Source organism: Klebsiella planticola ATCC 33531, assembly GCF_000735435.1.
In the GTDB taxonomy this organism is placed as follows: Bacteria; Pseudomonadota; Gammaproteobacteria; order Enterobacterales; family Enterobacteriaceae; genus Klebsiella; species Klebsiella planticola.
Genome location: NZ_JMPP01000033.1, coordinates 111,139 through 123,295, shown reverse-complemented (window position 1 = coordinate 123,295; position 12,157 = coordinate 111,139). Strand labels below are relative to the sequence as shown.

Sequence of the window (12,157 nt, the reverse complement as noted above, 5' to 3'; positions counted from 1 at the left end):
AAACGGGATAGTTTCCTGATATGCAATTTGCAAGCATCGTGCCATTTCGCTATAGATTCGTTTATTTCCTCGCTGAGCAAATGATTTATTTAGCGTCGCGGCGCAATGAAAATCATGGCGACACCGCCGCATCCGTTTAATTGCACCAACCTGAATCACGCTGCACCAAATTAATTCTTCATGCGCCCCAATATGGTACAACTCGCGATTTAAAGGCCGGTTCCGTTACCCCCTCCGTGTAATTGTTTTTTTAATGTTTAGTTCTTGTTTCGCACTCATTGCTTTAAATTTATTGAAATTAATCCACCTGTATAGTTTTTTAAACTTAAAGACCAAAAATTTACTAATTGCCTCGCAGCGAAAACTGCCAGCATAGTGTTATTGCAAGATAAACCCTGGCGATGCCCCATTTTTGATCATCGGTATCGCATTCATGTCCGTTAATTATGGCGAGTGAAATAGCCCATGACGTTTAACTGGAACTACATGTTAAGTCTGCTCAGCGATGCAGATTTTTGGCAGGCCACCTGGACCGTCATTAAATTAAGTCTGCTGACCTGGGGTTGCAGTATTGTGCTGGGATTTGTTCTCGCCCTGGCCAAGCAGTCGCCGCGCAAACTGTTTAATCTTCCGGCGCGGCTCTATATCTGGCTGTTTCGCAGCCTGCCGCTGCTGGTACTGCTGATATTCGTCTATAACCTGCCCCAGGCGGTGCCGTCGTCAGCGCCAGTGCTCAACGACCCGTTCTGGGCCGGTCTGCTGGCGATGGTGCTAAGTGAAGCCGCCTATGTCGCCGAAATCCACCGGGGTGGCCTGCTGTCGATACCTAAAGGCCAGAGCGAAGCCGCCCGGGCGCTGGGACTGCGCTATGCCGGTACCCAATGGCGGGTGATTATTCCCCAGGCGCTGCGCGTCGCCCTCCCCGCGCTGGCCAACGAATATATTGCCGTCGTGAAGCTCAGCTCGCTGGTGTCGGTTATCTCCCTGACCGAGATTTTAATGGTCGGCCAGCGTCTTTATTCACAAAACTTCCTGGTGATGGAAACCATGGCGGCGGTGGCGTTCTACTATGTGCTGATCGTGACCGTTTTCGACTTCCTGCTCAAACGCCTGGAGAGCTATCTCGACGTCACCCGGCGGAAAGTCACGCGCCCCATCGACAGCGAGATGCAGCGGCTGGCAACGCAAACACGCCCGGCAACCGTGCGCAGCGCGGTCGATAACTCGCAGCCGGCGCTGCAGGCGTCAAAACTGCACAAAGCCTATAACAACGTGGAAGTGCTCGGGGCCGTCAGCCTGCAAATTCAGCCGGGAGAGGTGGTCTCGGTGATTGGCCCCTCCGGCTCCGGGAAAACCACGCTGATCCGCCTGCTTAACGGACTTGAGCAGATCGACAACGGTGAAATTCGCATCAACGGCCAGCCGTTTATTCACCTCGATCGCCAGGGGGTGCAGAAACCGCGTTTTATGGAAAACGCGCAGTACCGCCTCAACATCGGCATGGTCTTCCAGAGTTTTAACCTGTTCCCCCATCTGACGGTTCTCGGCAATCTGCTGCTGGCGCCGCGCTACCATCGGCTGGCCCCGGAAGCCGAGCTGAAGCAGCAGGCCTGCGAATTACTGCATAAGGTCGGCATGCTGGAGCACGCGTGGAAATATCCGCACCAGCTTTCTGGCGGCCAGCAACAGCGCGTCGCCATTGCCCGGGCCCTGATGATGCGACCGCAAATCATGCTGTTCGATGAACCCACCTCGGCGCTTGACCCGGAAAAGGTCAATGAAGTGCTCCAGGTTATCGAATCGCTGGCCCATGAAGGCATCACCATGGTCATCGTGACCCACGAAATGAATTTTGCCTTCAAAGTCTCTGACCGGATTGTCTTTATGGAAAAAGGGCGCGTGGTATGCGACGACACGCCGCAGGCGATGCGCGACGGCAACCATCCGCGCGTTGACGCCTTCCTGAAAGATGTCTCCCTGGCTTAACTCTCCGCTTGTGAAAGGAAAAATTATGATCGCGCAGTGGCAAATCGAACAGTTTCATCAGCAGGGTTTTCTGGTGGTCGAAGGGGTGCTGTCCCCTGACGAAATCGCCGCCTTGCAGCAGGATTTTGACGGTTGGGTCGAAGAGAGCCGCCGCCATACCGAGGTGTGGGGCGAGACGCTGGACGGTCGCCCGCGTTTCGACCTTGAAGGGGATCACCGCGCCGATCACCCTTCTCTGCGCCGGGTCAGTTCGCCGACGGAGATTTCCGTCGCCTTCGAACATGCCGCCCTGCAATCGCGCATGGCGACCATCGCCGCCCAGCTGATCGGCGGCAGCGGCACCCGTTTTCATCACAGCAAAATCAACTCCAAGCTGCCGTTTACCGCGACGCAGGTGAAATGGCATCAGGATTTTCTGTTCACGCCGCACAGCAATGACGACATCATCACTGCCCTGCTGATGGTCAGCGACGTCACACCGGAAAACGGCCCGCTGAACGTGGTGCCGGGGAGCCACAAGGGGCCGCTGTGGTCCCACTGGCAGGACGGGCGTTTTACCGGCTCGGTTGACGACGAGGTGGTATCCGAGCAGTGCCAGCAGCCCGAAGCCTGCTTTGGCCCGTCAGGCTCGGTGTGCTTTATGCATACCCGCCTGCTCCACGCCTCGAGCCCCAATGAAACCGAACAGCCGCGGACGCTGTTTATCAGCGTTTACGCCGCCGAGGACGCCCTGCCCTTTGGCGAAAACCCCTTGCCAAGCCTGCACGCGGGCCAGCTGGTGGCCGGCGTGGAGAGCGGCCTGGTACGCAGCGCCGCCAACCAGCTACGTTTGCCGCAGAAGCCGCGCGGCGCCTCATTCTTCGTTCAGCAAGCCGGCCACGATCTTGCCAGCATGTAATGTCATCCCTGGAGGTTTTTATGAAACGCTTTAATGTTCTGCTTCTTTGCACCGCTGGCGCCCTGACCTCGTTCAGCACTTTTGCGGCGTTCCTGCAGCCGGGGAAAATTACCGCCGGTTCGGATATGACCTTTTATCCTTATGAATATATGCAAAACAATCAACCGGCCGGTTTTGATATTGAGTTTCTCGCCGGTCTGGCTAAAACCATTGGCCGTGAGGCGGTGAATACCGATACCCGCTTTCCTAATCTGATCCCCGGTCTGCAGGGCGGGCGGTTCGACATTACCAACTCCTCGATGTATATCACCGCCGAACGCCTGAAGGTGATCGACATGGTGCCGTACCTGAAAAGCGGCGAATCGATCCTGGCGCTTAAAGGCGCCAGCTATCAGCCCAAAACTCCGGAAGCGTTCTGCGGCCATAAAATCGGCTCGATGGGAGCCACCTCCTGGCTGGCGCAGCTGCAAAAACTGTCGGCGGACTATTGCGTGAAGAAAGGCCTGCCGCCCATTGTGCTGAGCGAGTACAGCACCGACCCGCAAACCACCCAGGCGCTGCTGTCGCGGGCGGTGGAGGCGCAGATTACCGACGCGGCGGTCGCGCGTGGCGTCGTTGAGAAGTTGGGCGACCGGATCGTTATCTCTTCCGATACCTTAATTTACCCGGTGCTCAACGGCTTTGGCGTCAAAAAAGGCAACAGCGAAGTGAAAAGCGCCCTTGAGGAGGGGCTGAAGAAATTCAGCGCCACGCCGGAATACGCGGCGCTGCTGAAAAAATATCACTTCCAGCCGCCGACGGAAGACGACCTGAAAACCCTGATGCCAAAAGCGGAGTAAGGCGATGGCTTACTCTTTCGAAGAACAAACGCGGATCGATCTGGCGGCGACCTTTCGCATCATCGCGCATCTCGGCATGCATGAGGCCGTCGCCAACCACTTTAGCGCGGCCCTGTCGGCGGACGGCAAAAAGTTTCTGCTGAATCCGAAGTGGAAACACTTTTCGCGGATCCGCGCCAGCGACCTGCTGCTGCTCGATGCCGATGATGAAGCGACCGCGCTGCGGCCGGACGTGGACGCCACCGCATGGGCGATCCACGGCCAGATTCATCAGCGGCTGCCGCAGGCGCGGGCGGTGCTGCATCTGCATCCGATCTACACCACCAGCGTCGCCTGCCTGGCGAACCCGCAGATCCTGCCGGTCGATCAGAATAGCGCGCGTTATTTTAATCGTGTGGCGGTGGATACGCTGTACGGCGGAATGGCGGATACCGTCGCCGAAGGGGCGAGACTGGCCGGGCTGTTGGCGGATAAGCGCCGCCTGCTGATGGGCAACCACGGGGTACTGGTTACCGCCGCGACCATCGGCGAGGCGTTTGACGATATCTGGACGCTGGAGCGGGCCTGTCAGATTCTGGTCACCGCGTGGTCAACCGGCCAGCCGCTAAAGGTGTTGTCGGCTGAGGTGGCGGAGAAAACCGCCCAGGACTGGGAGAACATTGCCGATTTTTCCCGCCAGCACTTCGCCGAGATGAAGCAGCTGATGATAGATGCCGATCCTTCGCTGCTGGACTGAGCGATCCTCCCTCTCCCGGGCCGACGCCCGGGATATCGCTATTAAGGCTGGGCCAGGCGGGTAAAAACCGCCTGGAGTTCTTCGGGTTTTCGCCACCCCTGATGCAGGTCGCGCACCCGCCCGCGTGCGTCAATCACTATCGATGTCGGCGTCCCGATCACCTGATAACGATCCTGAGTGATATGCAGCTGGTCGCGCAGCACCGGGTAGCTGATGCCATGCTTCGCCAGCAGCGGAGCGATATCCACCTGCTCCGGGTCGGTATTCACCCCCACCACTACCAGCTTATCCGGCCAGCGTTGGCTGAGCGCCTGCAGCGTATCCATTTCCGCGAGACAACCTCCGCAGTTGGCCGACCAGAAATTGAGATACACCGCCTTCCCCTCCCAGCGTTCCAGGCCGGCAGGTTTGCCTTGCATATCAAAAGCCGCCAGCGCAGGTGCCGTCTCGCCACGGGCCAGCTTCTCTTCTTTACAGCCTGCCAGCAGCAGAAGCAGCAGTATCGTTATCATGACTTCAGGCATGCGCATCGGTATTAACCTCCTCGCCGAGATATTTGCCGTGCTGGAGCCGGACGATACGGTCAGCGAATTTTCCCAGCGCCGGGTTGTGGGTCACCATCACGATAGTGCGCCCCTGACGATGCAGGTCGGTCAGCAGGTCCAGCACCCGCTGTTCATTCTCTTCATCCAGGTTACCGGTGGGCTCATCGGCAAAAATCACCGGGGGTTCATTGACCAGCGCCCGGGCAATACAGACACGCTGCTGCTCCCCGCCGGAGAGCTGGCTGGGTAAATGGGTCATGCGATGTTCAAGGCCAACCTGCGCCAGAACTGCCCTGGCCGCCGCCTCATCGACGACGCTGTGGTAATGCTGCGCCAGCATGATGTTTTCCAGCGCCGTCAGAAAAGGAATCAGATGGAACTGCTGAAACACCAGGCCTATCTTCTGCGCGCGAACGCGCCGCCGCCCTTCTTCATCCAGCGCCGCCGCATCGGTTCCGTCGAGGATAACCTGCCCCTCGCTGGCGGTGTCCAGACAGGTCAGGATATTCATCAGCGTGGTTTTCCCGGAACCTGATGCCCCCATAATGGCGACGAACTCACCGCGGGCGATGCGCAAATTAATGTCATCCAGCGCGCTAACATCGCCGAAGCGCTTAGATAAATGACGGGTTTCAATCGCCATCTGACGTAAAGGCGTGACGGTCATGGCGTTATTCTCCTTTCAACACTTTCGCCGGTTCAACGCTTACCGCGCGGCGTACCGGAACAATGGCCGCCAGCAAGGCGACCAGCAAAGACAGCGCCAGGGTTATCGGCAGCACCGGCAGGCGCAGCGAAATAGTGGCATTAAACACGGTCAGCCCCAGCAGTTGGGCGAGCAGATAGCCGAGCAGCCAGCCGCAGACCACCGCTGCCAGAGTGATAATGCTGGTTTCGAGCAGCATCTGGCGGATAATATCGCCATTGCTGGCGCCCAGCGCTTTTTGCAGCGCAAACTCACGGGCGCGTTCACCCACAATCGCCATCAGGGTGGTATTCACGCACAAGGACGACAGCGCCAGAATCACCAGAGAGACCAGCCCCATCAGCCCTTTGATTTTATCCAGTACCTGGCCTTCGGATGCCGAGACCTTACGGACCGGGCGGATCTCCAGCGCGGGATAGCGCTGCTGCAGCTGCCCGGCATAGCTTTCCACCTGGCCGAGATCGTTACTGACGCTCAGCAGACCGTGGCTGATAATCGCGGGCTTTTGCAGCCACGCCTGCGCCACGTTCAGGCTGACAATCAGCATGTTATCGGTCGCGTCACCGGCTTCGACGATCCCCTTGATCAGCAGTTTTTTGCGCCGCTGATGGTCCACCAGCGTGACGCTATCGCCAACGTTTAGCGCCAGCCGCTGAGCCAGCTTAACGCCCACCATCGCATTGCGATCGTCAAAGCTGACGCCGATCCAGTTGCCACTGACCTGCCAGTACGGCACCAGCTTTTGCAGCGACTCAAACCACACGCCGACGATCGCCACTTTTTCCAGCTCGGTACGCGCCGTGCCGTATAGCCAGGGGCTGGCGCCATGAATCAGTCCCTTCGGCGCATCGTCAATAATCGCCTGCAGTGTCGGCTGCGGCATACGGGTACCGTGCCCAGGCCCGATATAAAAATTTGCGCCGAAGGTCCGCAGCTCCTCGCTCATTTTGCTGTTGATATCAAACCACACGGCGGAAAGCGCCGTCACGATGGTCGCACCAACCGCCAGCGCGGTGAACACGACGCCGACGCGCTGCAGACGCAGACGCAGCGCCCGCCAGACTAATAGCCACAGCATGTCGCGCTTAGCGGCCATACAGCACCTCCACGGGATAAAGTCGGGCGATTCGACGCGCCGGGAACCAGGTGCCGATAAGCGCAATCAGCACTGCGATCACCAGCACACAGGGCACCACCACCCAGGCAAAGTCGAGCGGCGTGGCAAAGAGCATCAGGCCAATCATCTTCGCCAGCCCCCAGCCAGCAACACAGCCCAGCCCCCCACCTGCCAGCCCGCCCAGCGCTGCTTCAAGATAAAACAGCAGCAAAATTTGCCACTGTCGGGCGCCAAGCGCTTTCATCAGGCCGATCTCCCGGGCTCGCTCCATAATGGTACTGGTCATCAGCGAGGCAATCCCCATTGCCGCAGCGGCCAATGCCGCCAGGGTGACGACCGCCATCAGCAGCTGAATTTTATCGATAACTACGCCCTCCGAGGCCGCAACCTGCCAGACCGGGCGCACTTCTGCACCGGAAATGGCCTCCTCCAGCTGGTGAGCAATAGAAGAGACATACGCCGTGCAATACCACAGGTCATACTCTTCAGCGTTCAGAGCCTCGAGATTCTCACGCGCCCGGCGCGACAGCTCATTTTCTGGTACCGTCAGGGCCGATACGCGAATTGCCTGTATTTTTCCCGTCAGGCCCAGCAGCCGCTGTACGATGCTAAGCGGCATCACCAGCTGGTTGTCTTCATCACCACCGCTGGAGAGAACGCCGCTGACCACCACATCCACGGTCTCGTTCGCCACCTGTAGCCTGAGATGGTCACCGGGTTGCCAGCCGTAATTACGCGCCAGCGCATGCCCGACTAATGTTTGCGGCGTCTTGCCTACAGGTTCCTGCGGCCAGGTGCCAGTCACCTTCCAGAACGGGCTGACCGTGCGCTGCCCGGTCTCATAACCCTCTTCATCCGGTATCGCGACCGGCTGGCTGAAGAAGGTGCCGAGCAGACGGATTTCGTGCCCGTCAACGGTCGCCTCGCCGCTGAGCATTGGCGCAAAACCGACGATATTATTTCGCCAGAAGATATCTTTAATATTCGCCAGCTCGGACTCATCAAGGAAATCATCGCTGGCCAGCGGGTTGCTTTGCTCGCTGAACAACGCAGGTAGCGCTGCCTGCCCGGCCGGTTCAATTAAGATATTGGCACCGTAGGATTTCAGCTCGCGGGACATTTTGTCACCGATGTCGATAGAAATAGCCAGCAGCGCCGAGATCAGACTCGTGGCCAGGAAAACGGTTAACACCGCCAGCGCTTTGCGGCGCAGATTACGCCCCCATGACTGATAGATCATTCGCCACAGCATGGTTACTCCTCCTGCGCCGTGCCGGGAACAAACGTCTCTGGCGCGTTGCGGAAACGGTTGTAGTTTGCTTCAGAGGCAAAAAACCAGGTTCTGCCTGCATAGCTGTATTTATACTCAGCCGCCGTGTTGGTCAGAGCCGTCCCGTCCACCGGGTCGGTCACCTTGATAGTCAGCACGGTAGAGAAATAGTTGCCTCCGACGGCCAGGGCCGCACCGGGTATCGTCAACTCACGTTCGTCGTTATGCCAGCCATCGATCGGCACCGGATTACAGCCGCCGGGTTTACCAATCGAAGGAATAAATATGTGTACCCCGCAGGCGACACAAATCACCTGGTTACCTTCCATGACATATCCCTGATCGCCGCACAGCAGACAGGCGTCAAATACCACGCCAAAGCGTAATTTGTCGGGATAGCGGTTGATGACAAAAAAGCGCACCGCCTTACCGTCGTCTGCCACCCAGACGAAACGGTGCAGTTTGCCGTCGCGAACCTGTGTAAGCGGAATATGGACCAGACCATCAGCGGCAAGGCTGACCGGCTGAGCTTCCGATAGCCTCGGCGGCCGGGAGGCCACCAGATCCCACCACAGCTGGCCACCTGCAATCACCAGCGCACAGCAGATCGTCGTTAACCAGAGGCGGACAGCGCTGCGGCGCTCGGCCAACGCCAGTCGACGGGTAACCGGCTCCGCCGCCGCCTTCACCGCCCGGGCATAGCGACGAAGAGTCGGGGTCCAGCACAGACACAGCAGCAGGAGCACGGCGGCTGCAAGCCAGCTGTACCCGGCGGCATTGTTGGTCACTTTGGCCACAAAACTCAGCAGCGGCTTCAGTAAGGGGATGATTTGCAGCTTCATCAACAGCAGCAGCAGATTGCCGAACATCGGTAGCCAAAGCAGGATCATCAGCAGAATCGCCAGCGGCCAGTACGGCCAGCTCATCCGGCGCAGCAGCAGAGCGCACAGCACCGCGGCCAGACACAGCAGCGCAACGGCCAGCGCCAGCGCGGTCAGGTTCAGCAGCAGGTCGGTGTTCAGCACGTGGGTGGAGGTTAATCCGCCAAGATTGGGGTCCAGAGCCCAGTGACGGGCGGCGCCAAATACGAGGATCCATTGCCACACGTAGCGCAGACGCGGCGAGGCCCACCAGAAGCTCAGTAAAAACAGCACGGAAAGGAGGATTTCTCCGCTCACCAGCATCAGCTGTAGCGTCTGGCTCCCGCGAATAAACAGTCCGGCCAGTAGCCCACTGGCCAGCGCCGTGAGCAGCGTCCACGTGAGGGGGCGCAGTGAAGGAGACACGCCGCGGCCCCAGAGAACCGAGGACAGCAGCGTAATACAGAAAAAAACCTGCAGCGTGGTGACGAAAAAATAACTCATAACTTCGACCCGGTTCGGCGGATAAGGTGCAATCCGCATGCGGTAATACACCGCAGGACGGCATGCTGGCCATCCTGCGCGACGAACGTTTAGTTCAGGCCGACGTATTTGAATTCATAGCTGACATCGAACGGTTTCCACCAGCGGCCCACCCCGGTTTCGCTGTCGGTATGACGGTGCATCCCGGCTTTTGATGGCGGTTCAATGTGGTACGTCACTTTATAATTGCCGACGCCCATCATTTTAATATTGGCGCCATAGTGCGGACCGTCGCTTGCGACCATCGGCATAAAAGTCCCCTCCTGCTTTTCACCGGTATCGCTATTGACCAGGGTATAGGCAATGGTCAAATAGGGAATCCATTCACCGGCGCCAAAACCATTCTTTCCCCCTTCAACCGCATGAATATCGGCCTCCAGATGGATATCTGATTTCGCTGCCGGCAGACCCATTCCGCGCGGTTCCATATCAATCGGCTGAAGATAGACGGCGGCGATCTCCATCTCATTCATGGTGACCGGTTCACCTGCCGGATACTCTTTAAAGGCCAGCGCCGCGGGCGCGGTAAAAATAGCGGCCACGGTGGCGCCGATAATCAGGCTCTTTTTGATGGTCATTTGACAAATCCTCGCGTCTTATAATGTTGAAATATTATTTTTTATCTGTGCTGTGGGTAGGTGATTGCGGCGGAGCGTAATCCACAGGGCAACCAGGGCAGCAATCAGTAAAATCACCTGTGGCGTCAGGGTTTCCAGATAGGGATAAATGCCCAGCCAGCTGATTTCAGGCACGCCGCCAACCAGCGTAGGCTGAAACAGTTTGCCTTCTATCAGTTCAAGGACCCCTTTACCGGCAAAAACAAATGCCATCAGGTACATAAAGCCGCCGGTGAAGATAAAGAAAGGTTTGAGCGGCAGGCGCACCACCGAGTAGCGCATGATGAGCCATGCGGCCAGCAGCAGCACGCAGCCAATAACAAACCCGGCGCCGATGGCCAGATGCCCGGAAACACTCTGCGCGTCGCCAACCAGGGCGTAGTAAAACAGGACTGTTTCGGCGCCTTCCCGATAGACGGCAAGAAAGCTGGTCAGCCATAGCCCCACCAGCGAGCCGCGAGAGAGCGAATGCGTCAGCTTACCCTCCAGCCAGGCTTTCCAGCGGCGGGATTCAACCTTCGACAGCAGCCAGTAGCTCATAAAGAACAGCATCACCACGGCGATCAGCATGGTAATCCCTTCCAGCAGCTCCCGACTGGCGCCGGAGTGGGTAAACACCAGTTGGAAAACGACCGCCGTCGCCACGCTGGCAACCAGCGCGACGACCACCGACTGACGAATCAGCAGCAGCTTGTCGTGATGGTCATTTTTCACCAGCCAGGCCACGATGGCCGCCACAATCAGCAGCGCCTCCAGCCCTTCACGTACAATAATCATCAGGCTGTATAGCAGCAGGCTCCACTGCGTCTCTTCACCCTCGCCCAGCATCGCCACCGCCTGATGCAGATCTGCTCGTAGCGCAGCGGCTTCAGCCACCAGTTTGTCCTGCGGCTGTCCGGCCTTCATCAGGCTGACCAGACGGGTGAAGTGGGCCTCAAGGCGGGTTTTAAACGCAGCATCGCGGGAGCCGATTTTGTTCTCCATCCCGGTGGCTTCAAAACGATCGAAGTAGGTGTCCTGAATATCCAGAAGGGCATCAGACGCCTCGCCGCGCTGGTAGCGCGCCAGCGCCGCATCGATACTCTGGTTAATCCCCGTGGCAACGTTGGCCCAGTCAGCGCCCGGCGCGCCTACGGCGAGCGGGGCGCTCTCTTCGTCTGCCGTCGGGGCATTCACCGGCTGGTCATCGCGGGTCGTCGGCAGCCCCGGCAATATGTCTTCGAGCTCCTGCAACAGCGTCGTCACCTGATAAGCCACATCGTTCAGACGATCCGGCTGGGACGTCAGCGCAATCAGGGCGGTAAACTGCTGATTAATGGCCGCCGCGTTTTTTGCCGAGCGGTTTTGCCGCACCGACATTTCCATCTCTGAGTTTTTAAATCCCTGATAGTGCGCCTGCTGCACCTGCTGACTGGCGAGGGGGTAATTTCCCGCCTGATAGGCGCTCACCGCCTGCGCCAGCAGATCGTCGATGGTGCGGAAGCTGTTCTGCCAGTGCAAGGCGATATCGCCCCGGGTCAACGCGGTATGCTGCTCTTCCGCCACCAGCCGATGGCCGCCATCCAGCACAGGCTCAACGTCACGCAGCGCTTTCTTGAGCCCGTCCACCCGGGCCTGAACCTCTTGCAGCGGCTTACCGTCTGCAATCATGCGACGGATGTCACCGAAAGTGCTCTCCATTTCGTAGCTTTTACGCGCCGAAAAATTGATGCGGATAGGGCCTTCGAGGTTTTCAAACACTTCGAAATAGGCGGCCTGCACTTCCCGACGCGCCTCGTTGTTTTTTTGCTGCTGGTAGAGCTCGGTTGTTTTATCCAGCCGGTGCTCAATATCCTCGATCAGCGGCGCGTAGCGGGTTTGCGCCATCGCGCACGCGCAGAACAGGACGCTGAGCAACGTGAGCAGCAGAAAAGAGCGAGGAGCTGACATGACGGGTTCCATTAACGATAATGATAATAGTTATCATTGTCATTTTTCCTTGTCGTGCACATGACCCAGATCATGAAAATGTCAAATGGTGACAATTTGTGTAAAAAACCG

The 12,157-nt window shown here is 58.2% G+C and carries 11 protein-coding genes; 4 read left to right on the top strand and 7 right to left on the bottom strand.

Annotated elements, in window-relative coordinates; all coding sequences use genetic code 11:
• Window positions 1-465: 465 nt before the first annotated feature.
• Genes GRPL_RS10535 through GRPL_RS10550 form a run of 4 tightly spaced genes read left to right on the top strand, consistent with a single transcriptional unit; the run spans window position 466 to window position 4,459 of the window.
• Complete coding sequence (locus GRPL_RS10535; RefSeq protein ID WP_032687209.1) at window positions 466-1,986, top strand: amino acid ABC transporter permease/ATP-binding protein; 1,521 nt, start codon at window positions 466-468, stop codon at window positions 1,984-1,986.
• A 25-nt stretch (window positions 1,987-2,011) separates the two neighbouring features.
• Window positions 2,012-2,884, top strand: a complete 873-nt coding sequence (locus GRPL_RS10540; protein WP_032687208.1) for a phytanoyl-CoA dioxygenase family protein — start codon at window positions 2,012-2,014, stop codon at window positions 2,882-2,884.
• Window positions 2,885-2,904: 20 nt separating this feature from the next.
• A complete protein-coding gene (locus GRPL_RS10545; RefSeq protein ID WP_032697339.1) occupies window positions 2,905-3,723 on the top strand; it encodes a transporter substrate-binding domain-containing protein in 819 nt (272 codons plus the stop codon).
• 4 nt (window positions 3,724-3,727) lie between these two features.
• Entirely contained in the window at window positions 3,728-4,459 is a 732-nt protein-coding gene (locus tag GRPL_RS10550; RefSeq protein ID WP_032687206.1) for a class II aldolase and adducin N-terminal domain-containing protein, read from the top strand.
• A gap of 41 nt (window positions 4,460-4,500) precedes the next feature.
• Here the strand turns inward: GRPL_RS10550 and GRPL_RS10555 are convergent, their stop codons facing one another.
• The 7 genes from GRPL_RS10555 to GRPL_RS10585 all read right to left on the bottom strand — a co-directional run bounded on the left by GRPL_RS10555 (window position 4,501) and on the right by GRPL_RS10585 (window position 12,046).
• Window positions 4,501-4,989: a TlpA family protein disulfide reductase gene (locus GRPL_RS10555; RefSeq protein WP_032687204.1), complete on the bottom strand. Its 489-nt coding sequence runs from the start codon at window positions 4,987-4,989 to the stop codon at window positions 4,501-4,503.
• Window positions 4,976-5,671, bottom strand: a complete 696-nt coding sequence (locus tag GRPL_RS10560; protein WP_032699588.1) for an ABC transporter ATP-binding protein — start codon at window positions 5,669-5,671, stop codon at window positions 4,976-4,978. Before GRPL_RS10560 ends, GRPL_RS10555 begins: the two co-directional genes overlap by 14 nt.
• 4 nt (window positions 5,672-5,675) lie before the next feature.
• Window positions 5,676-6,806 carry an ABC transporter permease gene (locus GRPL_RS10565; protein ID WP_032699586.1) on the bottom strand — a complete coding sequence of 377 codons (1,131 nt, stop codon included), beginning with the start codon at window positions 6,804-6,806 and terminating at the stop codon, window positions 5,676-5,678.
• Window positions 6,796-8,079: an ABC transporter permease gene (locus GRPL_RS10570; protein ID WP_032687201.1), complete on the bottom strand. Its 1,284-nt coding sequence runs from the start codon at window positions 8,077-8,079 to the stop codon at window positions 6,796-6,798. Before GRPL_RS10570 ends, GRPL_RS10565 begins: the two co-directional genes overlap by 11 nt.
• 2 nt (window positions 8,080-8,081) lie before the next feature.
• A complete protein-coding gene (locus tag GRPL_RS10575) occupies window positions 8,082-9,461 on the bottom strand; it encodes a Fe-S-containing protein (protein ID WP_032699616.1) in 1,380 nt (459 codons plus the stop codon).
• Window positions 9,462-9,550: 89 nt separating this feature from the next.
• Entirely contained in the window at window positions 9,551-10,078 is a 528-nt protein-coding gene (locus GRPL_RS10580) for an iron transporter (protein ID WP_032687199.1), read from the bottom strand.
• Window positions 10,079-10,096: 18 nt separating this feature from the next.
• Window positions 10,097-12,046, bottom strand: coding sequence for an FTR1 family iron permease (locus tag GRPL_RS10585; RefSeq protein ID WP_032699584.1), 1,950 nt, complete (start codon window positions 12,044-12,046; stop codon window positions 10,097-10,099).
• Window positions 12,047-12,157 lie beyond the last annotated feature (111 nt).